The sequence below is a fragment of the Ruegeria sp. CDSA141 genome, assembly GCF_059612005.1.
Genome location: NZ_JBXWPT010000001.1, coordinates 684,063 through 708,153, shown reverse-complemented (window position 1 = coordinate 708,153; position 24,091 = coordinate 684,063). Strand labels below are relative to the sequence as shown.

Here is a 24,091-nt window from a genome sequence, read left to right as displayed (position 1 = left end):
ATAACGAATTCCCGTTTTTACCAGCATAGTTATCAGCATTTGATCAACTAATGGCATGCTGGTTACGCTGAACGAGAATCAACACCGTTCGGGCAGACGGACCCGCGCCCTGCACAAAACGGTGCCCCCAAGAGGGAGGAGACTCAAACGAATGGAGTTGCTTCGTTTTATCCCGGCGGTAGCCTGCATCGTGGCGTGCGCACCACAAGATGTGCCCATCGCGTCACGCAGCGCACAGTTTGACACCTTCCCTCAGCGACTGTTCGACACGTTTGAAACCAGTTGTTCGGGCCCCGGCGAGTCTTTCAAGAAAATCAGGAATCAAGTTTTTGAATGCAGTGAATTCCTGCCTCCCAAGGCGACGGCTTATCTGAATCTGAACTATGACGGCCATCCGCAGGATCTTCCTCAAAGTGTCATGCGCCTTACATCAACGAAAACAAACGCCGGATATCGCGTAGACGCACGCGTTTTCTTCCACGTGCCGCAAAAATCCGGCACCGCAGTTGAAGTTCCAGTTGAAAGCAAGGTTTTGGACCAGGCCATCAGCGAGCTCTACCAGTCAATGGGAGGCTCGCCGAATTAGCTTGATGGAAATGGTCGGGGCGGCAGGATTCGAACCTACGACCCCCTGTACCCAAAACAGGTGCGCTACCAGACTGCGCCACGCCCCGGACCGTGCGCCTTCCTAACGATGCCGATCTGATTTGAAAAGCCCTAACAGGGCCAAATTGCGGGTCCTTGCGAAAAAATTTCGTGCTTCATCTCTGTCCCGGGCGCGATGGAGTAGCGCGCAGACAATCCGCCATTAATTTCCAACACCGCAAAAACGGAATCGCCCCCTTCAATCGGCGTAAGATCACCCGGAATCGCCCCTTCATGCACACGCGTCACCAAACCGGTGCGATCCACAAAAATCATATCAAGCGGGATCAGGGTGTTCTTCATCCAGAAGGCAACAGGCTGCGGCGGATCAAACACGAACAACATGCCGGATCGAGTCGGCAACGATTCGCGAAACATCAATCCGCGGGCTCTCTCCTGCGGCGTGACAGCGACTTCGACGTTAAACTGCACCGTCGCACTGTCATTTCTGAGCGTCACCCGGTCCGACCTGCATGCAGCAACAGCACTTCCTGCCCACAACGTTAAGAATATGGTCAAGACTGCCAGAATCCGTTTCATGCGGTTCAGCTATCCAATGCTGCTTCCCAGGCCAGAACCTGCGCGGCCATCCGGCCACGCTTGCCGTCGATCACTCTCATGGCCAGCGCTTCGCCGGGCTGAAGATCAGCGAGCCCCGAGCGGCGCAACACCTCAATGTGAAGGAATACGTCTTCGTTACGCCCAAAGACATTCGCAAATCCGAAACCTTTGCCTTTGTCGAACCACTTTACCCGCGCGGCTTCCAGGGGCGCTTCTGCAATAACCTCCGGATCCAGCTCGGCGAAGTCGGCAAGCATCATCGAGTCGGTCCGCGCCGGCGGATCAATGGCGACAACCTCTACCGCCTGAACCCCCCGGTCCGTGCGGTGAGTCATGATTTCAATGCTGGCACCGTCCGCAACCGAGCTCTGGCCGAAATTGCGCAGAACATTCACGTGCAACAGGATATCAGGGCCGCCCTCTTCGGACACAACAAAGCCATAACCCTTGGCAGGGTCGAACCATTTTACGTGTCCACGGACGCGGTACATGTTGTTCAGGTCTTCTGGCACGGTTTTCCCATCGCGAATATCAACAGTTCGTTAAGGGTTTGTTGTTTATGGGAATGGCAGGCAAATTCAAGCTGAAAAAATCCTTTATTTTCTGCTTGTTGCATTTCACGACACGTGAACGTCATGGATTCAACCTTTCAACATGCCACGCCGATCCCGGCTCAATTCGTTGCCATCTGAACCGATCATGCAAGCGGAATGCTCCATCGGCCCAGAACTCAATCTCTGTAGGCGTCAATCTGTACCCGCCCCAAAATGGCGGACGCGGTGGATTCGGCCCAAGTTTCGCGGTCACTTTTGCGACCTCTGCCATCAAAGCTGTCCGGCTCGAAAGCGGTTGCGACTGCTTTGAAGCCCACGCGCCCAGCCGGCTTTTCAATGACCTTGATGCATAATACTCATCTGCCTGGGGCCCGTTTTCACGACTTATTGTACCACGAACACGAAGTTGACGCCGCAAAGATTTCCAATGCATCACAAACGCAGCTTTTCCGGCGGTGTCCAGTTCTCTGGCTTTGGCACTTTCGTAGTTGGTAAAGAAAACAAACGAATCCGCTTCGATTTCCTTCAACAACACCATGCGTGCATTGGGCAAGCCATCCGGGTCAACGGTTGCAAGCGCAATCGCATTCGGATCGTTCAGTTCGGTTTCTTCAGCCTCAGCCAACCACCGGGCCGCTATTTCAAACGGATCGGAGCCAGCAAAGATGCCATCACGCTCGGTCATTTCCATCCCCTGGAAAGTATTAACGACGAACCTAAGGCGAGAACCCGCTGCGGGCAAGAGCGCACGGCCTTGATGCAACGCAACCAATGGCATAAACCAACTCAACATAACGCGAAGACAGGCGGAGAACCGAACATGTCAAATCAGTTGATGGCCGGCAAGCGCGGCCTCATCATGGGACTGGCCAATGACAAATCAATAGCATGGGGAATCGCCCGCGCCTTGTCGAATGCCGGGGCCGAGCTGGCCTTTTCCTATCAAGGCGACGCTTTGAAAAAGCGCGTCGACCCACTGGCGGCGCAATTGGCGAGCGAAATCGTTCTGCCCTGCGACGTCAGTGACGAGGCATCTATTGATGCGCTTTTTACGGCACTGGAAGAGAAATGGGGCAAACTGGACTTCGTCGTTCACGCCATCGGCTTTTCTGACAAGAACGAACTGCGCGGCCGGTATGTCGACACCAGCCGCGCCAATTTCAAACTGACGATGGATGTGTCGGTCTATTCTTTCACAGCAGTGATGCAGCGCGCAGAAAAGATGATGTCCGAAGGCGGTAGTGCCTTGACGCTTACGTACTACGGGGCCGAACAGGTCATGCCGCATTACAATGTGATGGGGGTTGCCAAGGCCGCGCTTGAGGCGTCGGTCAAATACCTGGCTGAAGATCTGGGCAAGGATGGCATCCGGGTGAACTCTATTTCAGCCGGCCCGATCAAAACTCTGGCCGCCAGTGGTATCGGTGACTTCCGCTATATCATGAAGTGGAATGAATATAACTCTCCCCTACGTCGGAACGTGACCATTGACGATGTCGGAAACTCGGCCCTGTATCTGTTGTCGGATCTGTCCAGCGGCGTAACCGGTGAAAACCTGCACGTGGATTCCGGGTATCATATTGTCGGCATGAAGGCCGTTGACGCACCGGACGTTGAAAAAGGTTAAAAACATGAGCGCCAAAGACCGCCTGCCCCACGAAAAAGGCTTTCACATCAGCTGGGACCAAATTCATCGCGATTCGCGTGCACTGGCTTGGCGTCTTGACGGGCAAGGGCCCGATGATGGCAACTGGCGGGGTGTTGTCGCGATCACGCGCGGGGGCATGGCGCCTGCAATGATCGTCAGCCGCGAACTGGACATCCGCACAGTCGATACGATCAGCGTACGTTCATACCACCATCAGGAACAGGGTGAGGCAGAGGTGTTGAAAGCTCCGGACGTCGATCTGATGGGCGACGGGACCGGTATTCTGATCATCGACGACCTTGTAGACAGTGGAAAGACGCTGGAACTGGTGCGGGATATGTATCCGAAGGCACATTTCGCAACGGTTTACGCCAAACCCAAGGGCCGCCCGATGGTGGATACCTTCATCACCGAGGTCAGCCAGGACACATGGATCTTTTTCCCATGGGATATGGCCCTTCAATATGTCGAGCCGTATCGCGGCACCGATTGATTCCAGAACAGTAGACCGCACATGACGCTCAGCCGTACCGCCGCAACATTCGCACCTCCGGTGATGGAGGCACGCCGATGGGTCGAGGGCGTTGCGTTCTCATCCGACCGCCCGTTGATCAACGTAAGCCAGGCGGCCCCGGTCGATCCGCCGCCGCTGGCCTTGCGGCAGGCCATGGCCGAGTTTGCCGTTCGCGAAGACAGCGCACATCTTTATGGCCCAGTTTTGGGCAATGACGATCTGCGCGCTGAACTGGCGGCGCAGATCAGTTCTCACTATGCCGCACAGGTAGATGCACCTCGGATCGCCATCACATCAGGCTGCAATCAGGCGTTTTCGGCCGTGATATCGGCGATCACCGGCGAAGCGGATGAGGTCATTCTGCCAACCCCATGGTATTTCAACCATAAAATGTGGTTGGACATGGCCGGAGTACAGGCCGTGGACCTGCCGACCGGCGATGACCTTCTACCCGATCCAGAGCGTGCGCGCGATTTGATTACGGACAAGACCCGCGCCATTGCACTGGTCACGCCCAACAATCCGGGCGGTGTCGAATACCCTGCCGAACTTGTCAGGACCTTCTATAAGCTGGCCCGTGAAACCGGGATTCGCCTGATCGTCGATGAAACCTATCGCGATTTCGACAGTCGCAGTGGCCCCCCTCATGATCTGTTTCAGCAACCAGACTGGGACGAAACCCTTGTCCACCTGTACTCTTTTTCCAAGGCTTATCGTCTGACGGGCCACCGGGTTGGCGCCATCGCGACAAGCCCGGCGCTGTTGGCCGAGGTGGAGAAATTTCTGGACACGGTCGCCATTTGCCCGGGCCAGATCGGCCAGTTCGCAGCGTTATGGGGGATGCAAAACCTGTCGCAATGGCTGGCCGGCGAGCGCGATGAAATTCTGGACCGCCGCGCAGCCATTGCAGAAGGGATTCCGGCGCTTGAAGTCCGGGGGTGGCGACTTTTGGGACTTGGAGCCTATTTCGCCTATCTCGAACATCCGTTTGACATGCCGTCGGATGAGTTTGCCCGTCGTCTGGTCAGCGAAGCAGGTGTGCTGCTGTTACCCGGCACCATGTTCATGCCGGATCATGACCCGGCCGGAAAACGACAGGTTCGCATTGCTTTTGCCAATCTGGATCGGGCCGGGCTGGGTCAATTGTTCGACCGGTTGCAGGACCTGTCCTTCTAAGCTTGCCCCTCGGCGGTGTGCGTCGTATTCAGGGCCGCAACCGACAGGGCAGAACTCTGCCGAAAAAACAAGAGGGCATCATGGCCGCAGGCGCTAAAAGTCTTTCGAAAACCTTTGTCTGGATTCTGATGGGCCTGCTGATGCTGGGCCTTGCGGGATTCGGCGCGGTCAACCTCAGCGGGACGATCCGCACAGTTGCGCAAGTCGGCGACGAAAGCATCTCGGTCGAAGATTATGTGCGCGAATTGCAGCGCGAGATCCGAGCGGTCGAAGCACAATCCGGGCAACCTTTGCAGATGTCGCAAGCTCGCGAGCTCGGTCTGGACCGAAACGCCCTTGCCCGCCTGACCGCTTTGGCAGCGCTGGATAACGAGGTCGGTCAGCTTGGGATTTCCATCGGCGATGAGAATCTTCAGCAAGAGATCATCTCGATTCCGGCGTTTCAGGGTGTAAACGGAACTTTTGACCGTGAATCCTATCGCTTTCAGCTGGAACAGGTCGGCATGACCGATTCCGAATTCGAATCCGATCTGCGCAAGGAATCCGCCCGAACGATCGTACAGGGCGCAATCATGGGCGGCGTGAAAATGCCGGCAACGCTGACGGGCACGATGGTCGACTACATCGGTGCCCGGCGCAGCTTTACGGTCGCAACCGTTGGAACCGAAGCGCTGGATACACCCGTGACCGACCCAACGGATGCGCAGATCCAGACATTCTATGATGACAACGGTGACCAGTTTACGCTGCCCCGCACCAAGAAACTTAGCTATACGATTCTGTCGCCTGCAATGTTGGTTGACACGGTGGAAATCGACGAAGACGCGCTGCGGAAACTTTATGAAGAACGGTCCGACGAATACAACCAGCCCGAACGCCGACTGGTTGAACGCCTGAACTTCTCGAACGAACAGGCCGCCAATGACGCTTTGGCGCAGCTTGAAGTTGGTGGCACGACCTTTGAACAGTTGGTTCGGGATCGCGATCTTGAACTCAACGACATCGATCTGGGCGACGTGACACGTGAGGATCTGGGCGATGCTGCGGACGCCGTATTTGCGGCCGAGCTTGACACAGTCGTAGGCCCGTTGCCTTCGGTGTTTGGTCCGGCCCTGTTCCGTGTCAACGGATCACTGGCCGCGAACAATGTTCCATTTGAAGAGGCCGAGCCGGCACTTCGGGAAGAGTTGGCGACGGAACGCGCCCGCCGTCTTATCGAGGCGCAATCCGAAGATATCAACGACATGCTGGCCGGCGGTGCCACTCTGGAAGAACTGGCTGAAGAAACCGAAATGGAACTGGGTCAGATCGACTGGACCCGCGACAGCGCTGAAGGCGTTGCGGCATATGACGGGTTCCGAGCGGCCGCGGAAGCTGTGCAGGAAGGGGATTTCCCTGAAATCGCATTCCTCGAAGACGGGTCAGTTTTTGCCCTGCGCCTGGACGAGGTTCTGCCGCGCCGCCCAGAACCACTGGAGAGCGCACGCGACCGTGTCGCTGCGGCCTGGCAACAGACCGAGGCCAACAAAGCCCTGCGGGAAAAGGCGGATGCCATACTGAACCAACTGGCCACTGACGGTGATTTTGCCACGACCGGTCTGCCCTTCCGCGTCGAAAACGCCCTGACCCGTACCGCGTTTCTGGATGACGTTCCTGCCGATTTCATGAACGAAGTATTCGCCATGGAACCCGGCGAGTTGCGCGTTATTGGCGGCAACGGAGCGGCCTGGATTGTACGTCTGGATGAAATCCTGCCTCCGGAAGATACGGATGAACTGCGCCAGTTGCATGATGCCTTGAGCACACAGATGGATCAGGCTCTGGCACAGAATATTTTCAACGCCTACGTGCGTGATGCCCAGACCCGGGCGCGCCCCGTCGTGGATCAGCAGGCTCTGAACGCCGTGCAGGCGAGCTTTTAAACGAGACCAATATGGCCCTGACACCCGAATTCGACACCTTCGCGCGCGCCTATGAAGCGGGCGAAAACCAGGTGGTTTACACACGTCTGGCCGCCGATCTGGACACACCTGTGTCACTGATGCTCAAGCTGACGGGCGCGCAGAAAGACGCGTTCATGCTGGAATCGGTGACGGGCGGTGAGGTGCGTGGCCGCTATTCGATCATTGGTATGAAACCTGATCTGGTCTGGCGCTGTCGCGGCGAAACATCTGAGCTGAACCGCTCGGCCCGTTTCGATTCCGAGGCGTTCTCGCCTCAAGATGGCAACCCGATGGACAACCTGCGGGCGCTTCTGGCCGAAAGCCGAATGGAATTGCCCGATGACTTACCCCAGGCCGCTGCCGGGCTGTTCGGGTATCTGGGATATGACATGGTTCGGCTGGTGGAATACCTTCCGGATGTGAACCCCGATCCCCTGGGTCTGCCCGATGCGATCATGCTGCGCCCGTCTGTCATCGCGGTGCTGGATGGGGTCAAGGGTGAGGTAACAGTGGTTTCACCCGCCTGGGCCAGTGACGGTCAATCCGCCAAAGCTGCGTATGCGCAGGCGGCTGAGCGTGTAATGGATGCGGTCCGGGATCTGGAACGTGCGATGCCCGCAGAAACCCGCGATCTGGGTGACGCGCGCGAAGTCGCCGCACCGGTGTCGAACTTTACCAAGTCCGGCTATATGGAGGCGGTTGAAAAGGCCAAGGAATACATCCGCGCGGGTGACATTTTCCAGGTTGTTCCGGCTCAACGCTGGACGCAGGATTTTCCGCTGCCGCCCTTCGCACTCTACCGTTCCTTGCGGCGCACGAATCCGTCGCCGTTCATGTTCTATTTCAACTTCGGCGGTTTTCAGGTCGTGGGCGCAAGCCCCGAGATTCTGGTACGTGTGTTTGGCAATGAAGTGACCATTCGCCCCATCGCTGGCACCCGCCCTCGCGGCGCGACGCCAGAGGAAGACAAGGCGAACGAGCTTGATCTTCTGGCCGACAAGAAAGAACTGGCCGAGCATCTGATGCTGCTGGATCTGGGTCGTAACGATACCGGTCGCGTTTCAAAGATCGGAACCGTGCGTCCGACTGAAGAGTTCATTATCGAACGCTACAGCCACGTGATGCACATTGTGTCGAACGTGGTGGGCGAACTGGCCGAAGACAAAGACGCGCTGGACGCTTTCTTTGCCGGGATGCCGGCAGGCACGGTCTCGGGCGCGCCCAAAGTTCGCGCGATGGAGATCATCGACGAGCTGGAGCCTGAAAAGCGCGGCGTCTATGGCGGCGGCGTCGGCTATTTCAGCGCGGGCGGCGACATGGACATGTGTATCGCCCTGCGCACGGCCATCGTGAAAGACCAGAAACTCTATATCCAAGCCGGCGGTGGCGTCGTTTATGACAGCGATCCCGAAGCCGAGTTCATGGAAACCGTTCATAAATCCAACGCCATACGGCGCGCCGCGGCAGATGCCGCCCGGTTCACCGGGAACGGAAACGGCTAAAAAAACAAGGGCGGCCGATCAGATGATCACCGCCCCTTATCGTTGCTTTCTGCGCGGTTCACTGCACCTGTTTCATCATGACAGCCGAGATCGGAGCCATTGCCACACGGTTGCCCCGATCTTCCAGCCCCCACAGCAACAGGGCTGAAATCGTCTCGGGACGCACGCGCCCCAGCATGACCACTGTCCCTTCCTGACCGGCACGGAAAGCGGCCTGATCCAGGAACCTGCGCATGATTTTGGGGTCCTGCCGTGCGCCGTCTATATCACGGAAAACGACACTGGACGGAATTCCGTTTCGGGCTGCCAGCTTCTGCACAGTGTTGAGCCCATTGTCCTGCGTAATCAGCCCCCGGCCGGTTCCCGCAGCAATCGCAGCGACCTGATCGGCCAGTTTGCGATTGCCCTGAATCCCGCTGTTCACGCCTTCCAGAATACCTACTGTTTCCGGCAGGGTATCCAGCCACACCGACAGCGACACTTCGGCATCCTGTGCGCTTGCCGCCTCGGGTAAATCCGCCAGGGCCAGCACCTCGAACCCGGCCTCGCGGTGACGTGCCATCTTTTCTGCCGCGTCAGGATCCGATGGATTCACGGCGAAGCTGATCGGATACGGAAAGTCCTGCAACGCCTCGGACCCGAAAGCGCCCTCGTCATCAATCAGAATGATCGACATCAACGGCTTGGCTTCGGGGTTTTCGAACTTTGCCGCAAAACGCTCGATCGGTTTGGCCAATTTCGGCTGTTCAACCGAGGCCTGTTCCACGACGGGCTCATCATCGCGTTCCGTCAACGGTGCGACACGTTTTCCGATAAATGAACTGGCACTTGCTTCCTGCTCACCCCCGATCTGGGGCAGCGCAGCAATACGCGGCAGTTCGCGTGGCAGGGTGTCTTCATCCCCTTCCACAGCAATCGGGCTGTTTTCAAAGGGGTTCTGTTCTTCGGCCTCTGTCGTCTCTGGCTCCGGTTCTGGCACGGCCTGTGGCAGAGGGTCTGGTTCGGGAGCAAGAACGGCCACCTCGGTGTTCTCGAGCTCTGCTGGCGGGGCCAGTGTTTCATCACTTACGGCAGGCAGCGCATCGTCTGGCTGAATCGCCGGAACCTGACTTGGCTCTGGCAGGGCGGCAGGTGCTTCGGTCACAAAAGACACTTCATTTGCACCTGCTGCTTCCGGTTGGTTCAGCGCGTCCGTTGCCGCGCCAACAACTGGCTGAGAATCGACTGATGTTTCCAGACCCGACAGATCGGCCAGATCCTCGCCGGCGTCATCGGCGGCTTCTGGCGCACGCGGAGCCAGTTCCACGAGGTCAGCATCGGAACCAGCCTCAGCCACTTCAGCCGGAGCCTCGGGTGTTTCAGAAATCGTCGGCGCCGGTGCTTTGGTTGCGACAACCGGGGTATTCACCATCGGCGTCTTGAGAGATACGACCGCACCCAAGATCAAAACAACGACCGCCCCAGCGACCATTCCTCCGAAAAATCCGCCCATTTTCCTGCCTTTCGCCTCTTTCATCTGCCTCGTCCAGCTCTGCGCCATCTGGTGTGGCGCTCGGCCAATTGAACGCGTCAGAAACGGTATGTCCTCTTGACGCTGCCGCTCAAGCCTGAGCATGTATGTGCGGACATTATACCGTGGCCCGGGGCTGCATCGCCAGCCCGAAATGCCCAAGCGAAGATAAGTGCCCATATGCTGCTGCTGATCGACAACTACGACTCGTTTACCTACAATTTGGTACATTATTTAGGCGAACTTGGTGCCGAAATGGTCATTCGTCGCAATGATGCGCTGGATGTGCAGGAAGCGATGGCCATGAACCCTGCCGGCATCCTGCTGAGCCCCGGTCCCTGCGACCCGGATCAGGCGGGGATTTGTCTTGCACTGACACAAGCTGCTGCCGAAACCAAAACACCACTATTGGGGGTTTGCCTGGGCCATCAGACCATAGGTCAGGTGTTTGGCGGCAAGGTGGTTCGATGTCACGAGATCGTTCATGGCAAGATGGGCACGGTGAAGCACACCGGCAAAGGCCTGTTTGCCGGACTGCCCTCACCCTTTGAAGCAACCCGGTATCATTCGCTGGTGGTCGAGCGCGAGACCCTGCCCGATTGCCTGGAGATTACGGCCGAGCTGGAAGACGGCACCATCATGGGACTGCAACACAAGGAATTGCCGATCCACGGTGTGCAGTTCCATCCGGAATCCATCGCATCCGAGCACGGCCACGCCCTTCTCAAGAACTTCCTGCAAGAACTGAAAGTCCCGGCATGAGCGACGCGCTTAAACCGCTGATCGGAGCCGCTGCCGATCGCCCTTTGACTCGTGATGAGGCCGAAAAGGCCTTTGCCATATTGTTCGATGGCGAAGCCACGCCCAGCCAGATCGGCGGTTTGCTCATGGCCATGCGGACGCGCGGTGAGACGGTCGATGAATATGCTGCGGCCGCGGCCGTGATGCGCGCGAAATGCAATGCCGTGAACGCACCTGAGGGAGCGATGGATATCGTAGGCACCGGTGGCGATGGCAAAGGCACCCTAAATATCTCGACCGCGACAGCCTTTGTCGTGGCCGGTGCTGGAGTAACGGTCGCGAAACACGGCAATCGCAACCTGAGTTCTAAATCCGGCGCGGCGGACGCATTAGGCCAGATGGGCATCAATGTCATGGTTGGCCCACAAGTCGTTGAGAACGCGCTGAAAGACGTCGGAATTGGCTTCATGATGGCGCCAATGCACCATCCTGCCATCGCCCACGTAATGCCGACCCGGCAGGAACTGGGAACGCGCACGATTTTCAATATTCTTGGCCCCCTGACCAACCCTGCTGGCGTCAAACGACAATTGACCGGCGCCTTCAGCCGCGATCTGATCCGCCCGATGGCCGAAACGCTTGGCCTGCTGGGGTCGGACCGGGCTTGGCTGGTGCATGGCTCGGACGGGACGGACGAGCTTACGATCACCGGCATCAGCTGGGTCGCCGCCCTGGAAGACGGGATCGTGAAAGAGGTCGAACTGCACCCAGAAGACGCAGGTCTTCCCGTGCATCCTTTCGAAGAAATCATCGGTGGCACACCCGAGGAAAACGCCGTTGCGTTCCGGGCTTTGCTGGACGGTGCCCCGTCAGCGTATCGTGATGCCGTGCTGCTGAATTCGGCCGCCGCTCTGGTCGTCGCAGAGGCCGCAAACGATCTGCGCGAAGGCGTGGCCATGGCTGCTGACAGTATCGACAGTGGCAATGCCAAAAACAAAATCACGGCCTTGGCCGCCAAGACACAGGAAGCCGCATGACCGAAACCGTTCTAGACAGAATCAAAACCTACAAACTGGAAGAAGTCGGGGCGGACAAAGCCCAGAAATCTTTGGAAACACTGGAAGATGAGGCACGGGCCGCCTCGGAAACACGTGGATTTGCGAAGGCTCTGCAATCCGCATCTCGCCAAGGCTATGGCCTGATCGCAGAGATCAAGAAAGCCAGCCCGTCCAAGGGTCTGATCAGACCTGACTTTGATCCACCCGCTCTTGCAAAGGCTTATGAAGATGGTGGCGCGGCGTGTTTGTCCGTCCTGACTGACACCCCCAGTTTTCAGGGCAGGAAAGAGTACCTGACGCAAGCACGCGAGGCGACATCTCTGCCCGCTTTGCGTAAGGATTTCATGTACGACCCGTATCAGGTGGTCGAAGCACGCGCCCTGGGTGCGGACTGTATTCTGATCATCATGGCCTCGGTCAGTGATGATCAGGCGGCTGAACTGGAAAACACTGCATTCGATTGGGAGATGGACGTTCTGATCGAAGTCCACGACGAAGCAGAGCTTGAACGCGCCGCACAACTGAAAAGCCCTCTGATCGGTATCAACAACCGCAATCTGAAGACATTCGAGACAACGCTCGACACGACGCGTCGCCTGTCCAAGCTGGTGCCCGCCGATCGCACCATCGTTTGCGAAAGCGGACTGAGCACGCCAGACGATCTGAGGGACATAGCGCGGTATGGGGCCCGCTGCTTTTTGATCGGTGAAAGTCTGATGCGCCAGGACGATGTCGAAGCGGCAACGCGTCACATCCTGTCTAAACCGCTGATCCCCGGAGTAATGTGATGCCGCTGACCCATTTCGATGCCCAAGGTCAGGCGCATATGGTCGATGTCTCGGCCAAGGACGTGACAGATCGTGTCGCCGTCGCCGCAGGTCACATCAAGATGGCGTCAGAAACCTTTGAACTCATTTCGGAAGGCCGCGCCAAGAAAGGCGATGTTCTGGGCATTGCCCGTTTGGCCGGCATTATGGGCGCCAAGAAAACGCCGGACCTTATTCCGTTGTGTCACCCTCTGCCGGTGACCAAAGTGGCGGTCGAGCTGACACTTGACCCGGATCTGCCGGGTGTTCTGATCGAGGCCACCGTCAAGACCTCGGGCCAGACCGGGGTTGAGATGGAAGCGCTGACCGCCGTATCGACAGCCGCCTTGACGGTATACGACATGACCAAGGCCGTCGATAAGGCGATGGAAATAGGCGGCATTCGCGTTCTGCTTAAAGATGGCGGTAAATCAGGGCGTTACGAGGCAAAATGATTACTGTCGAAGAGGCGCGCGCCCTGCTGTTCGATCTTGTGGGGCCATTGACGGCAGAAGAGGTTCCACTAGCCCAGTCCGCAGGGCGTGTTTTGTCGCGGGACGTCACGGCAACGCGGGACCAACCGCCTTTTGCCGCGTCTTCGATGGATGGCTATGCAGTCAAATCTGACGAGGTCGAACCGCACGCCATGTTCAAAGTTGTGGGCGAGTCAGCAGCCGGACGTCGTTTTGAGGGCACTGTAGGCCCCGGACAGGCAGTTCGAATCTATACTGGCGCCCCCGTGCCCGATGGCGCGGATTTCGTTGTGATTCAAGAGGATACAGGCCGCCGCGGTGATCTTCTGACAATCACGGAAACACCCGGCACCAAAACGAACATCCGACCCGCTGGCGTGGATTTCAAGGCTGGCACATCCATATCCGCACCGCGTTTGATCCGCGCTGAAGATGTTGCCTTGATGGCCGCGATGAATATCCATCGAGCCCCGGTCTCACGCAGGCCCGTGATCGCTCTCATCTCGACCGGTGACGAGTTGGTCATGCCCGGGGAAGAACCCGGCCCGGATCAGATCATTGCCTCGAACACATTCGGCCTGCAGGCAATGCTCGAAGGATTGGGTGCTCTGGTTCGCGTGCTTCCAATTGCACGCGACACAGTATCATCGCTTGAAACCGCCTTCGAACTTGCGCGGGGTGCAGACCTTGTCGTGACGATCGGCGGGGCGTCGGTTGGCGATTATGACCTCGTGTCGGACGTCGCGCAGGGGTTGGGGATGAAGCAATCTTTCTACAAGATCCGAATGCGCCCCGGAAAACCCCTGATGGCCGGTCGTATCGGCGAAGCGGCCATGGTCGGATTACCGGGTAATCCGGTCAGCGCCATGGTCTGCGGCTATCTGTTTCTGGCTCCGATGGTGCGCCGGATGCTGGGGCTTGAACAGGTGCTGCCCCCCTTCCGCACAGCACGGCTGAGTGGTCTCCTGCCGGAGAACGGACCGCGCGAACACTATATGCGCGCCGTGGTCACTGATGCCGGAATCGAAGCTTGCGCAGATCAGGACAGTTCCCTTCTCAGTGTACTGGCCCAGTCCAACGCGCTGTTGGTCCGTGCCCCACACGATCCGGCGCGCGACATCGGGGAAATGGTTGAATACCTGCCGATCTAGGATGTTCTCAAATTTGTTGACACAAAACGTGAACATGCGTAGAACAAAAGAAAACGCATGAACGACGAGGTGTGAGCGATGCTGACCAAGAAGCAATTGGATTTGCTGGAATTCATCCACAAACGCGTGCAGGCGGACGGTGTTCCGCCCAGTTTTGATGAAATGAAGGCTGCTCTCGACCTGCGGTCGAAATCCGGCATTCACAGGTTGATCACCGCATTGGAGGAACGCGGGTTTATCCGCCGCCTTGCCCATCGCGCTCGCGCTATTGAGATTGTGAAATTGCCCGAAAGCCTTGGCGGCGAGCCGACGGCCGGCTTCACGCCCCGCGTTATCGAAGGCGACAGGCCCAAGGGCCCTCGCCCTGCGAATGTAGAACCTGTATCGGTGGACGCGCTGGAGTTGCCAGTCATGGGCCGGATCGCAGCCGGTGTTCCCATCGAAGCGATCAGCCATGTTTCGCATCACGTGGCCGTTCCTGGCCCCATGGTTTCGGGACAGGGTCAGCACTATGCATTGGAAGTTCGCGGCGACTCGATGATCGACGCTGGCATCAATGACGGTGATGTGGTCGTTATTCGGGAAACCTCGACCGCGGATAACGGTGACATCGTCGTTGCCTTGGTCGAGGATCAGGAAGCGACCCTCAAGCGGTACTTCCGCCGCGGCAATGCAATCGCGCTGGAGGCTGCAAACCCGGCCTATGAAACGCGCGTCCTGCCCGACGAGAAGGTCAAGGTTCAAGGCCGGTTGGTCGGACTGATCCGCACCTATTGAACCTGCTTGGAATGACGGTCCCCGGCAGGTTTCGGGGACCAAAGCCGATGGCCGGTCATGTCTGCGCTTGAGGTCATCTTTCCGTTCGAAACCGACAGGCTGCCGGTTTTGTACAACCGTTCCGGATCAAATACCCCGCACGAACCTTGCAGGGTAAGCGCAACAGCCGAGATGATGATCTGGTTATCCCGACATTCATCAAACGCCTGCGCCGCCCTTTTTCCGGTGATATGGATGATCTCATAGTCCTTCAGCGGGTATCGTTGAACGATGCTGCTGTCCGGCCATCTGAGCGCCGCCTCGATCTGATCAACGCCGTCTCCGTCATTTTCAAGCCAGACACCGGCGACAAACCCGCTTCCATTGCTTTTGCTGAGGGCCCTGCCCTTTTCGGTCATCACGCCCACCAATCCGCCGTTTTCCGCAATCAGGACATCCGGTCTGTGCCCCGAGTTCCAAAGCAGAAATGCCAAGACAACAGGCATTGCTCCGGCCCATCGCGCTTTTCCCTGCCATAAGGCCATCCATAAGGCGCCAAATGCGACCAGGGGCAGGATGTACCAAGGCGGGCTGACAACAAAACTCTGCGCGCCCTCCAGGTGCGACACCCAGCCGGAAACCGTAAGGATCCAATGCAACGCCCACCCCATGACAGTCAGGGCAATTGCCTCCAGTCCAAACGGGGCCAGAAGCGACGCAATGACGGCAGAGGGCACGACAAAAAGGCCCATGAAAGGTACGGAAAGCAGGTTTGCCAGCAGACCGTAATGGGACATCGTATTGAAATGCGCCGCACCAATGGGGGCTGTCGCAAGACCAGCAATTGCAGATGACATCACCACGCCAACGACTGGTTTTAACCAGTTTGGACCGGGCAACGGACCTGCCTCTCGCAACGCTCCGAAGACTGCAACCAACGCTGTGGTTGCGGCGAACGACATTTGAAATCCGGGGCTCAGCAGCGACTCGGGTCGAAGAACCAGCACGATTACTGCGGCAACAGCAACCGCACGCAGCGAAATCGCACGTCTGTCGATCAACACGGCACCCAGCATCACACTGACCATGACAAAGGCGCGTTCGGTCGCAACGTTGCCCCCGGACAACAACAGATAAAGGGTTGCGGCACAAAGCGCGAGCACAGCGGCCACTTTCCGAACTGGAAGTCTCAACGCCACAGGAGGACATAGCGACAGACCCAATCGGCAAGCCACGAACATGAAACCGGTCAAAAGCCCCATATGAAGCCCGGAAATGGCCAGCAGATGCGCCAGATTTGAAGCCCGCAAGGATGATAACGTCTCCTGCCCCATCCCACTGCGATCTCCGGTGGTGACGGCCGCGGCAAATCCACCGATTTCTCCGGGCAGGATCTGCCTTACCCGCTGCGAAATGGCCATGCGGATCGCAGTGACCCGAATGCCGTCGATCCCCTCTGTCGCTGTTGCGATGGTCATGACCGGGACGCGGGTATAGCCGACCGCGCCCAATCGTTGAAACCAGGCATGGCGGCGAAAGTCGAACCCTCCGGGCTCTACCGGGCCTTGCGGCGGCGAAAGATGACCCGTGGTCATAATACGCTGCCCCGGAGCGATAGTGCCCGCCGGACCATTAACGGAAAGACGGATGCGCTGCGGCCTGCGCTCCTGAGGTACATCCCCTATACGTACCTGATCAAGCGTCAACCGCAACGCATCCGAGGCAGACCGATCCATGGCGACGACCCTCCCCTCGACAGGGCCATAATATCGCCACGACAGAACCGGCTCTGCCACCATTTGGGCGCGAACGCCTGCAAGAATGAAACCTGCAGTGATCAGCGCCCCCCCGATTGCCAACGTTCCCACCCCCGGTGGCAGCCGGCGGCACAAGGCGACAAGAGCGATTCCAAGACAGGCAAAGCCAGAATAAACTGACCAATCCGGCTCGACGCTGACGCCGAAATACAGACCAATCCCCGTTGCCAGCAAAACCGGCGTCCAGGGGAACAGGTACCCTGTCTGGTGCAGCAGCGCGGCCTCGACCCGTGCAAGAACACGCATGGTTGCCCCCGTCCTTCGGGCTCGTTAGACAGGCGTCAAACTATGCCAGATACGGTTACCAAAAGGTTAATTCCCACAATGTCCGACCAGGTCGTCACTCGTTTTGCCCCCTCGCCCACCGGTTTCCTGCATATCGGCGGCGCGCGGACCGCGTTGTTCAATTGGCTTTATGCGCGCGGGCGTGGCGGCAAGTTCCTGCTTCGGATCGAAGACACGGACCGCGAACGCTCAACGCCTGAAGCGACCGCCGCGATCCTTCAGGGCATGGAATGGCTTGGACTGGACCACGATGGCGATGTCATCAGCCAATTCGAAGGGGCTGCCCGTCACGCCGAAATCGCGCATCAGTTGCTGGCCGAGGGCAAAGCATACAAATGTTTCTCGACACAGGATGAAATCGCTGCATTCCGTGAACAAGCACGGGCTGAAGGGAAATCAACCCTGTTCCGCAGCCCGTGGCGAGACGCCGATCCTTCGACACATCCGGACGCGCCTTTTGCTATTCGCATCAAGGCGCCTCAGGACGGGTCGACCGTGATCCGCGACCAGGTTCAGGGCGACGTGAGCATTCACAATGATCAGTTGGATGACATGATCCTTCTGCGGTCGGACGGAACACCCGTCTACATGCTGGCAGTGGTTGTGGACGATCACGATATGGGTGTTACCCACGTGATCCGCGGTGACGATCACCTCAACAATGCCGCGCGGCAGATGATGATATACGAAGCAATGGGCTGGGACGTTCCGGTCTGGGCACATATCCCGCTGATTCACGGGCCTGATGGCAAGAAACTGTCCAAACGCCACGGTGCACTTGGGGCGCAGGAATATCAGGCCATGGGTTATCCCGCCGCCGGAATGCGAAATTATCTGGCCCGGCTGGGCTGGAGCCATGGTGACGACGAGTTTTTCACAGATGAACAGGCAAAGGAATGGTTCGATCTGGATGGGATCGGCAAGAGCCCCGCGCGGTTCGATCTGAAAAAGCTTGAAAACCTGTGTGGACAGCACATCGCAATCTCGGATGATGCTGCGCTGCGGCAGGAGATCGAAGCATATCTGACCGCAGCAGATCTGAAGCCCCTTACGGAAACACAATCCAGTGATCTGGAACGTGCGATGTATTGCCTCAAGGATCGGGCCAAAACCTTCCCAGAACTGCTTGAAAAGGCTCATTTTGTATTGACAAGTCGACCAATCGTTCCGGATGAAAAGGCAGCAAAGGCACTGGCATCTGTATCCGATGGTATACTGACGGAATTGACGCCGCAGCTGCAAAATGCTAGCTGGTCGCGGAACGAACTGGAGGAGGCCCTGAATTCCTTTGCCGAGTCAAAGGAGCTCAAGTTCGGCAAGCTGGCCGGTCCGCTGAGGGCCGCTCTGGCGGGTCGTGCCGTTACGCCTTCGGTTTTTGACATGATGCTTGTGCTGGGACGGGAAGAAACCCTGGCGCGGCTTTCTGAAGCAGCGAAATAACCCAAGTTTCATAAACGGGTAACGCTGCTCCGCTAACACCCGGACTGCGCGTCCACGCGCAGTCGTTGCCCGTATCACCGGAGGTTTCTCTGGCGTACGCATGAATGAAGAAGGGACAACCATGACTGAAAGCAACAAAACAGCCACTCTGACCGTTCACGGCAAAGAGTATGAGTTGCCTATTCATTCTCCGACCGCTGGTCCGGATGTCATTGATATTCGAAAACTATATAGCCAGGCTGGCGTTTTTACCTACGACCCCGGCTTCACTTCGACCGCAAGCTGCGACAGCACCATCACCTATATCGACGGCGAAAAAGGCGAGCTGCTGCACCGCGGTTATCCGATCGACCAACTGGCCGAGAAATCGCACTTCCTCGAGGTCTGCTATCTTCTGTTGTACGGAGAGCTGCCGGCGGCGAAGGATCTGGAGAAGTTCGAAACCACGATCACCCGACACACCATGCTGCACGAACAGATGCAGTATTTCTATCGTGGTTTCCGTCGTGACGCACATCCGATGGCCATCATGGTTGGTGTAGTCGGCGCGATGTCGGCCTTTTATCATGATTCAACTGATGTCGCCGACCCGCGGCAGCGTGAAATTGCATCGCATCGTCTGATCGCCAAGATGCCGACAATTGCTGCGTGGGCATACAAATACCATACAGGTCAGCCCTTCGTATATCCGCGCAATGATCTGGACTATGCGTCTAACTTCCTGCGCATGTGCTTCAGCGTTCCTGCCGAGGAATATGAGGTCAACCCGATCCTCAGCCGCGCCATGGACCGGATTTTGACCCTGCACGCGGATCACGAGCAGAATGCTTCGACATCTACAGTACGTCTGGCTTCGTCGTCGGGCGCGAACCCGTTTGCCTGTATCGCCGCCGGTGTTGCCTGCCTTTGGGGTCCTGCCCACGGTGGCGCCAACCAAGCGTGCCTGGAAATGCTGGAAGAGATCGGCACTGTTGATCGCATTCCCGAATATATCGCACGGGCCAAAGACAAAGATGATCCGTTCCGCCTGATGGGCTTTGGCCACCGTGTCTACAAGAACTTCGATCCACGCGCCAAGGTCATGAAGCAGTCGGCAGACGAGGTTCTGGATCTTCTCGGCATTGAAAACAACCCGAAACTTCAGGTCGCCAAGGAGCTGGAGAAGGAAGCACTGGAAGATCCGTATTTCGCCGAGAAAAAGCTGTTCCCGAATGTCGATTTCTACTCGGGCATCATCCTCGAAGCGATGGGTTTCCCGACCTCGATGTTCACGCCGATCTTTGCCCTGTCGCGCACCGTTGGGTGGGTCAGCCAGTGGAAAGAGATGATCGCAGATCCTCAGAACAAGATCGGGCGTCCGCGCCAACTGTATCTAGGCGAAACACTGCGCGATTACGTCGATATCGAAAATCGCTGATTGGCGCATGTAAGCAGTCTATTCCAAAGGCCCCGGTTCAACCGGGGCCTTTTTTTGGGGGTTAGAGCAATGGAAGTTCGAAAAACGGTATTCAATCGTAAGGCAGCACAATAAATTGGGGCGCATGACCTCAGAACAGGCTCATCTGATCTCCGGGCTGCGGTGGCACCGCAAACAGGTCGCAGCGCAACGGGGCCGACTTTACGGACAACCCCAGACGCTTGCAGGACTTCGAAAACCTTTGAGCGATGATTCCCGCGTACTCACCCTCGCCCCGCATTCTGTGACCCCAACGCGGATCGTAATCCCGCCCACCATGCATTTCCCGCAGTTTGGACATGATCTTTTCCGCTCTTGAGGGCTCATGGCCGGCCAGCCAGTCCTGCCAAAGCTGCGAAACCTCACGCGGCAAGCGCAACATGATCCAGCTGGCGGCATCTGCACCGGCTTCTTTTCCGGCTTCCAACAGGTTTTCCAGTTCATGATCCGTCAGTCCAGGCACAATGGGTGATGTCATCACACGCACCGGAACACCGGCTTCGGTCAGTGCCCTGATCACACGCAAACGACGAGGCGGTGACGGCGCCCGAGGCTCCATGCGGCGGGAAAGGTCAGCGTCCAGAGTGGTCAGTGAAATACCAACGCGCACCAGCCCCCGACCGGCCATGTCGGCGAGCAACTCAAGATCGCGCTCAATCAGAGCTCCCTTGGTGACGATTGCAACCGGATGGTTAAATTCACGCAGCACCTCAAGACATGCTTTTGTAATCATATGCTTTTTCTCAATTGGCTGATACGGGTCTGTATTTGTACCAATTGCAAGCGGTGCCACTTTGTACGACTTGGCGGACAATTCCTTGCGCAGAACACTGCTCATGTTGGGCCGCGCGATCAGACGCGTTTCAAAATCCAAACCGGCAGACAGGCCCAGATAGGCGTGGCTTGGCCGCGCAAAGCAGTAAACGCAGCCATGTTCACACCCTCGATACGGGTTGATCGAACGATCGAAGGGCAAATCGGGGGATTTGTTGTAGGTAATCGCGCTGCGGGAAAACTCTTCACGCGTCTCGGTTCGAAGAAATGGCAGTGCCTCGGCGTTATCCCATCCGTCATCAATTGCCTCGGTGGCGAAGCGTTCGAACCGACCAGATTCGTTCGACGCTGCGCCTCTTGCCTTGATTGGTTGCGTTGCACTCATAACATTCACTTGTTCGCTATTTGTTCCCAACTCGAACATAGGCACACTAAAGAGTTTGCGCAAGCAATCCCAAATCTCCAACCAAAGAGAACGAGATGAAGGGAATACAGGATAATCTTGCAGACTTTTCTATCGAGCCACCCCATTTTTTGTCTTATAGGTCGGTCCCGAAACGACCGACGTCGCAATCGTCACAGTCAGGATGCGACGTTTTGGCCAAAACGGAAAAAATGCCACCACGGGCCGATAGCCCGCCCAGCACAGGGAATACCCCATGTCCGACGAAGAAGACATCGTCCTGTCCGAACTGAATGACGACGAACTGGTCGAGCAGATGTTCGACGATCTCTATGACGGCCTGAAGGAAGAGATCGAAGAAGCCACCAATATCCTGCTGGAACGGGGATGGACGCCTTATGACATTCTGACCAAGGCTCTGGTCGGTGGCATGACCATCGTGGGCCATGACTTCCGCGACGGCATCCTGTTCGTGCCCGAGGTTCTGCTGGCTGCGAACGCCATGAAAGGCGGCATGTTCATCCTCAAGCCGTTGTTGGCAGAAACCGGCGCACCGCGCGTCGGCAAGATGGTCATCGGCACCGTAAAGGGCGACATCCACGACATCGGCAAAAACCTTGTGTCGATGATGATGGAAGGCGCAGGCTTCGAAGTTGTCGATCTGGGAATCAACAACCCGGTCGAAAACTATCTGGAAGCGCTGGAAAATGAACAACCCGATATCCTGGGTATGTCCGCCCTGCTGACCACCACCATGCCCTACATGAAAGTGGTCATCGACACGTTGGTCGAGCAAGGCGTTCGCGACGACTATATCGTTTTGGTCGGCGGCGCACCGCTGAATGAAGAGTTCGGCAAGGCCATCGGCGCAGACGCCTATTGCCGCGACGCTGCTGTTGCAGTGGAAACCGCCAAGGAATTTGTTGGCCGCAAGCACAATCAACTGGCTGGGTAAGACCCGTAAGATCCTGATTGAAAGGCCGCCCGATCCAGGGCGGCCTTTTCGATTCAGGGGCGTTTCTTCATCAGACGATGAGGATAATCCGATTTTAAACGAAATCGGGTCCAAAAAAAACGAGGCATCCTAATCCAAGGGGGTCTCGTGCCAACTACGTTCACAGTCATTTCGCTCGGCAATCTTGCCGATATCGACAGTTCCGAAGGCAACACCATAGCCGAGAACGCCTCGGCGCTCGTGGGGCGAACCTTTGGCGGATCGGGCGAACCGCTGGCTCACGACAGCGCCACCTGGAACGCGATCGGCAATCCGGGTTCGATCTACAACATGAACAACATGTCAACCAATGATCGGTTTTCGATCGATGGCGGGCCGCCGCAGACATTCGATGGCACTTCGATTTACAACGCCACGATCACCTATTTTGATGGATCAACAACCAAGATTACCGCAGTCGTGGCGCAGGATGTGGATGGCAACACCTATCTGATGCCGGAATTCTCGGACAATTCAGACCAATCAGCTTTGGAGGCTGGCCCTGTCCGCTCGATCACATTCAACAGTCTTGCCGGAAACCGGTATTCAGGCCTGACAGCCCGTCGCGAGGATTGGGACCTGGTTCCCTGCTTTACACCCGGTACGCTGATCCGCACTGATCTGGGCGAGCGGCCGATTGAAACCCTGTCCCTTGGCGACAGTATCGAAACCCATGATCATGGGCTGCAAACCCTGCGCTGGATGGGGCGGCGATCCGTCAAGGCAACGGGTCCGCATGCGCCTGTTCTTTTCAAAGCTGGTGCGGTTGGAAACACGCGCGATCTTCTGGTGTCGCAGCAGCACCGCATGCTGATCAGGGATTGGCGTCTTGAGCTACATACCGGTCATTGCGAAGCACTGGCACCTGCCAAACATCTCGTGAATGGGTCTGACATCGTTCTGCGACCCGGAAGGATGGTGACTTACATCCATTTGCTGTTCGACCAGCATGAGCTACTCTGGGCACAAGGGTGCCTGAGCGAGAGCCTTCACCCCGGCGCGCAAATCTGGAACAGTCTCGACATTGCCGCACGGCAAGAGATCCAGTCGCTGTTTCCGGACCTGTCGCTGAATGGCATCGCTGCGTACGGACCGCTGGCCCGGCCCCTGTTGGCGGCGTTCGAGGCGCATGCGTCGGCGGCCTGACATGAGATGTCGGATCGGGGCTTGCCCAATGGCCGCAATCATCCTCCTATGGAAACAGCCCCGAAGGATGCCAACTGATGTCAAACGAATCTCTGCCAGATGATGCAAGCCTGACCACAAAGGGCTATGACGATGTGGGCAAGGGCAGCATCCTATTGATCGCTTGCGGCGCTCTTGCGCGGGAAATACTGGATATCAAAACGCGAAATGGCTGGGATCACATGGCTCTGACCTGCCTGCCGGCGATCCTGCACGTTCACCCGGAACGGATCACGCAGGCCGTGGAAGACGCAGTGGCCAAGCATCAGGGCAATTTTGACAAGATCTATGTCGTGTACGCCGATTGCGGGACCGGAGGTCTGTTGCAAACGGCCTGCGAGAAACTGGGGGTCGAAATGGTGAAGGGACCGCATTGCTATTCCTTCTTCGAAGGGAATCAGGCCTTTCAGGACCGTGGAGAAGACGAAACAACGGCCTTCTATCTTACAGATTTTCTGGCCCGGCAATTCGACGCTTTTGTCTGGAAGCCCCTTGGATTGGATCGCCACCCGGAACTGCGTGACATGTATTTCGGGAATTACACCAAACTGATCTATCAGGCCCAGATCGACAGCCCGGACCTGACGCAACGCGCCCGCGAATGTGCAGACCGAATGGGACTGGAGTTCGAACGCCGGTTCACCGGTTACGGCGATCTGGAAAACACGTTATCAGACTGGGCAAACCGCCCAAGATGAA

Annotated in this window: 23 protein-coding genes and 1 tRNA gene; 17 read left to right on the top strand and 7 right to left on the bottom strand. The window is 57.4% G+C overall.

Annotated features, from left to right (window positions below; genetic code table 11):
- Positions 1 to 151 precede the first annotated feature (151 nt).
- A complete protein-coding gene (locus tag AC2FLP_RS03565) occupies positions 152 to 586 on the top strand; it encodes a hypothetical protein (RefSeq protein ID WP_496680695.1) in 435 nt (144 codons plus the stop codon).
- Positions 587 to 597: 11 nt separating this feature from the next.
- Here the strand turns inward: AC2FLP_RS03565 and AC2FLP_RS03560 are convergent.
- The 4 genes from AC2FLP_RS03560 to pdxH form a co-directional block, all read right to left on the bottom strand.
- A tRNA-Pro gene (locus tag AC2FLP_RS03560) sits at positions 598 to 674 on the bottom strand.
- Between the two features lie 43 nt (positions 675 to 717).
- Positions 718 to 1,185 (bottom strand): DUF192 domain-containing protein, encoded by a 468-nt coding sequence (locus tag AC2FLP_RS03555; RefSeq protein ID WP_496676095.1) that lies wholly within the window; start codon positions 1,183 to 1,185, stop codon positions 718 to 720.
- Between the two features lie 5 nt (positions 1,186 to 1,190).
- Positions 1,191 to 1,697 (bottom strand): cold-shock protein, encoded by a 507-nt coding sequence (locus tag AC2FLP_RS03550; protein WP_371415306.1) that lies wholly within the window; start codon positions 1,695 to 1,697, stop codon positions 1,191 to 1,193.
- A 142-nt stretch (positions 1,698 to 1,839) separates the two neighbouring features.
- The gene (gene pdxH, locus AC2FLP_RS03545) at positions 1,840 to 2,445 is read right to left on the bottom strand and encodes a pyridoxamine 5'-phosphate oxidase (protein WP_117872743.1); all 606 of its coding nucleotides are present in this window, start codon (positions 2,443 to 2,445) and stop codon (positions 1,840 to 1,842) included.
- Between the two features lie 135 nt (positions 2,446 to 2,580).
- On the opposite strand from pdxH, the gene fabI reads away from it, so the two are divergent.
- The 5 genes from fabI to trpE all read left to right on the top strand — a co-directional run bounded on the left by fabI (position 2,581) and on the right by trpE (position 8,543).
- Entirely contained in the window at positions 2,581 to 3,387 is an 807-nt protein-coding gene (fabI, locus tag AC2FLP_RS03540) for an enoyl-ACP reductase FabI (RefSeq protein WP_299893634.1), read from the top strand.
- Between the two features lie 4 nt (positions 3,388 to 3,391).
- Entirely contained in the window at positions 3,392 to 3,901 is a 510-nt protein-coding gene (gene gpt / locus AC2FLP_RS03535) for a xanthine phosphoribosyltransferase (protein ID WP_117868852.1), read from the top strand.
- 21 nt (positions 3,902 to 3,922) lie between these two features.
- Positions 3,923 to 5,098: an aminotransferase gene (locus AC2FLP_RS03530; protein WP_496680699.1), complete on the top strand. Its 1,176-nt coding sequence runs from the start codon at positions 3,923 to 3,925 to the stop codon at positions 5,096 to 5,098.
- Between the two features lie 80 nt (positions 5,099 to 5,178).
- The gene (locus AC2FLP_RS03525; protein ID WP_496680701.1) at positions 5,179 to 7,020 is read left to right on the top strand and encodes a peptidylprolyl isomerase; all 1,842 of its coding nucleotides are present in this window, start codon (positions 5,179 to 5,181) and stop codon (positions 7,018 to 7,020) included.
- 11 nt (positions 7,021 to 7,031) lie between these two features.
- Positions 7,032 to 8,543: an anthranilate synthase component I gene (trpE, locus tag AC2FLP_RS03520; RefSeq protein ID WP_117868850.1), complete on the top strand. Its 1,512-nt coding sequence runs from the start codon at positions 7,032 to 7,034 to the stop codon at positions 8,541 to 8,543.
- Positions 8,544 to 8,601: 58 nt separating this feature from the next.
- Here trpE and AC2FLP_RS03515 read toward each other — a convergent pair whose 3' ends face one another.
- Entirely contained in the window at positions 8,602 to 10,059 is a 1,458-nt protein-coding gene (locus AC2FLP_RS03515) for a polysaccharide deacteylase family 2 protein (protein ID WP_299893641.1), read from the bottom strand.
- Between the two features lie 174 nt (positions 10,060 to 10,233).
- On the opposite strand from AC2FLP_RS03515, the gene AC2FLP_RS03510 reads away from it, so the two are divergent.
- From AC2FLP_RS03510 to lexA, 6 genes are all read left to right on the top strand, one after another.
- The gene (locus tag AC2FLP_RS03510; RefSeq protein WP_117868849.1) at positions 10,234 to 10,815 is read left to right on the top strand and encodes an anthranilate synthase component II; all 582 of its coding nucleotides are present in this window, start codon (positions 10,234 to 10,236) and stop codon (positions 10,813 to 10,815) included.
- On the top strand, positions 10,812 to 11,831 hold the full coding sequence (trpD, locus tag AC2FLP_RS03505) for an anthranilate phosphoribosyltransferase (RefSeq protein WP_299893645.1): 1,020 nt from the start codon (positions 10,812 to 10,814) through the stop codon (positions 11,829 to 11,831). Before AC2FLP_RS03510 ends, trpD begins: the two co-directional genes overlap by 4 nt.
- Complete coding sequence (trpC, locus tag AC2FLP_RS03500) at positions 11,828 to 12,640, top strand: indole-3-glycerol phosphate synthase TrpC (RefSeq protein ID WP_117868847.1); 813 nt, start codon at positions 11,828 to 11,830, stop codon at positions 12,638 to 12,640. The genes trpD and trpC overlap by 4 nt, the downstream gene beginning before the upstream one ends.
- The gene (moaC, locus tag AC2FLP_RS03495; RefSeq protein WP_299893649.1) at positions 12,640 to 13,113 is read left to right on the top strand and encodes a cyclic pyranopterin monophosphate synthase MoaC; all 474 of its coding nucleotides are present in this window, start codon (positions 12,640 to 12,642) and stop codon (positions 13,111 to 13,113) included. The genes trpC and moaC overlap by 1 nt, the downstream gene beginning before the upstream one ends.
- Positions 13,110 to 14,282: a molybdopterin molybdotransferase MoeA gene (locus tag AC2FLP_RS03490; protein WP_496680706.1), complete on the top strand. Its 1,173-nt coding sequence runs from the start codon at positions 13,110 to 13,112 to the stop codon at positions 14,280 to 14,282. The genes moaC and AC2FLP_RS03490 overlap by 4 nt, the downstream gene beginning before the upstream one ends.
- Before the next feature lie 78 nt (positions 14,283 to 14,360).
- Complete coding sequence (lexA, locus tag AC2FLP_RS03485; RefSeq protein WP_299893653.1) at positions 14,361 to 15,059, top strand: transcriptional repressor LexA; 699 nt, start codon at positions 14,361 to 14,363, stop codon at positions 15,057 to 15,059.
- Here lexA and AC2FLP_RS03480 read toward each other — a convergent pair.
- On the bottom strand, positions 15,053 to 17,101 hold the full coding sequence (locus AC2FLP_RS03480; RefSeq protein ID WP_496680708.1) for a ComEC/Rec2 family competence protein: 2,049 nt from the start codon (positions 17,099 to 17,101) through the stop codon (positions 15,053 to 15,055). The two genes, lexA and AC2FLP_RS03480, sit on opposite strands and share 7 nt — an antisense overlap.
- Before the next feature lie 78 nt (positions 17,102 to 17,179).
- On the opposite strand from AC2FLP_RS03480, the gene gltX reads away from it, so the two are divergent.
- Together gltX and gltA are read left to right on the top strand one after the other, a co-directional pair.
- Positions 17,180 to 18,580 carry a glutamate--tRNA ligase gene (gene gltX, locus AC2FLP_RS03475; RefSeq protein ID WP_496680711.1) on the top strand — a complete coding sequence of 467 codons (1,401 nt, stop codon included), beginning with the start codon at positions 17,180 to 17,182 and terminating at the stop codon, positions 18,578 to 18,580.
- Positions 18,581 to 18,701: 121 nt separating this feature from the next.
- Positions 18,702 to 19,997 (top strand): citrate synthase, encoded by a 1,296-nt coding sequence (gene gltA, locus AC2FLP_RS03470; RefSeq protein WP_117872740.1) that lies wholly within the window; start codon positions 18,702 to 18,704, stop codon positions 19,995 to 19,997.
- Positions 19,998 to 20,127: 130 nt separating this feature from the next.
- Here the strand turns inward: gltA and AC2FLP_RS03465 are convergent, their stop codons facing one another.
- Positions 20,128 to 21,195: a PA0069 family radical SAM protein gene (locus AC2FLP_RS03465; protein ID WP_496680713.1), complete on the bottom strand. Its 1,068-nt coding sequence runs from the start codon at positions 21,193 to 21,195 to the stop codon at positions 20,128 to 20,130.
- 274 nt (positions 21,196 to 21,469) lie between these two features.
- Between AC2FLP_RS03465 and AC2FLP_RS03460 the strand changes: the two genes are divergently transcribed.
- From AC2FLP_RS03460 to AC2FLP_RS03450, 3 genes are all read left to right on the top strand, one after another.
- Positions 21,470 to 22,168, top strand: a complete 699-nt coding sequence (locus AC2FLP_RS03460; RefSeq protein ID WP_117868841.1) for a corrinoid protein — start codon at positions 21,470 to 21,472, stop codon at positions 22,166 to 22,168.
- Between the two features lie 147 nt (positions 22,169 to 22,315).
- Positions 22,316 to 23,353, top strand: coding sequence for a Hint domain-containing protein (locus AC2FLP_RS03455; protein WP_496680716.1), 1,038 nt, complete (start codon positions 22,316 to 22,318; stop codon positions 23,351 to 23,353).
- Between the two features lie 77 nt (positions 23,354 to 23,430).
- Entirely contained in the window at positions 23,431 to 24,090 is a 660-nt protein-coding gene (locus tag AC2FLP_RS03450) for a DUF1638 domain-containing protein (protein ID WP_299893660.1), read from the top strand.
- Position 24,091 lies beyond the last annotated feature (1 nt).

Excerpts from the sequence above, each read along its gene's own strand:
- AC2FLP_RS03565 (WP_496680695.1), top strand. The coding sequence starts at position 152 with ATGGAGTTGCTTCGTTTTATCCCGGCGGTAGCCTGCATCGTGGCGTGC.
- AC2FLP_RS03555 (WP_496676095.1), bottom strand. The coding sequence starts at position 1,185 with ATGAAACGGATTCTGGCAGTCTTGACCATATTCTTAACGTTGTGGGCA.
- AC2FLP_RS03550 (WP_371415306.1), bottom strand. The coding sequence starts at position 1,697 with ATGTACCGCGTCCGTGGACACGTAAAATGGTTCGACCCTGCCAAGGGT.
- pdxH (WP_117872743.1), bottom strand. The coding sequence starts at position 2,445 with ATGACCGAGCGTGATGGCATCTTTGCTGGCTCCGATCCGTTTGAAATA.
- fabI (WP_299893634.1), top strand. The coding sequence starts at position 2,581 with ATGTCAAATCAGTTGATGGCCGGCAAGCGCGGCCTCATCATGGGACTG.
- gpt (WP_117868852.1), top strand. The coding sequence starts at position 3,392 with ATGAGCGCCAAAGACCGCCTGCCCCACGAAAAAGGCTTTCACATCAGC.
- AC2FLP_RS03530 (WP_496680699.1), top strand. The coding sequence starts at position 3,923 with ATGACGCTCAGCCGTACCGCCGCAACATTCGCACCTCCGGTGATGGAG.
- AC2FLP_RS03525 (WP_496680701.1), top strand. The coding sequence starts at position 5,179 with ATGGCCGCAGGCGCTAAAAGTCTTTCGAAAACCTTTGTCTGGATTCTG.
- trpE (WP_117868850.1), top strand. The coding sequence starts at position 7,032 with ATGGCCCTGACACCCGAATTCGACACCTTCGCGCGCGCCTATGAAGCG.
- AC2FLP_RS03515 (WP_299893641.1), bottom strand. The coding sequence starts at position 10,059 with ATGAAAGAGGCGAAAGGCAGGAAAATGGGCGGATTTTTCGGAGGAATG.
- AC2FLP_RS03510 (WP_117868849.1), top strand. The coding sequence starts at position 10,234 with ATGCTGCTGCTGATCGACAACTACGACTCGTTTACCTACAATTTGGTA.
- trpD (WP_299893645.1), top strand. The coding sequence starts at position 10,812 with ATGAGCGACGCGCTTAAACCGCTGATCGGAGCCGCTGCCGATCGCCCT.
- trpC (WP_117868847.1), top strand. The coding sequence starts at position 11,828 with ATGACCGAAACCGTTCTAGACAGAATCAAAACCTACAAACTGGAAGAA.
- moaC (WP_299893649.1), top strand. The coding sequence starts at position 12,640 with ATGCCGCTGACCCATTTCGATGCCCAAGGTCAGGCGCATATGGTCGAT.
- AC2FLP_RS03490 (WP_496680706.1), top strand. The coding sequence starts at position 13,110 with ATGATTACTGTCGAAGAGGCGCGCGCCCTGCTGTTCGATCTTGTGGGG.
- lexA (WP_299893653.1), top strand. The coding sequence starts at position 14,361 with ATGCTGACCAAGAAGCAATTGGATTTGCTGGAATTCATCCACAAACGC.
- AC2FLP_RS03480 (WP_496680708.1), bottom strand. The coding sequence starts at position 17,101 with ATGCGTGTTCTTGCACGGGTCGAGGCCGCGCTGCTGCACCAGACAGGG.
- gltX (WP_496680711.1), top strand. The coding sequence starts at position 17,180 with ATGTCCGACCAGGTCGTCACTCGTTTTGCCCCCTCGCCCACCGGTTTC.
- gltA (WP_117872740.1), top strand. The coding sequence starts at position 18,702 with ATGACTGAAAGCAACAAAACAGCCACTCTGACCGTTCACGGCAAAGAG.
- AC2FLP_RS03465 (WP_496680713.1), bottom strand. The coding sequence starts at position 21,195 with ATGAGTGCAACGCAACCAATCAAGGCAAGAGGCGCAGCGTCGAACGAA.
- AC2FLP_RS03460 (WP_117868841.1), top strand. The coding sequence starts at position 21,470 with ATGTCCGACGAAGAAGACATCGTCCTGTCCGAACTGAATGACGACGAA.
- AC2FLP_RS03450 (WP_299893660.1), top strand. The coding sequence starts at position 23,431 with ATGTCAAACGAATCTCTGCCAGATGATGCAAGCCTGACCACAAAGGGC.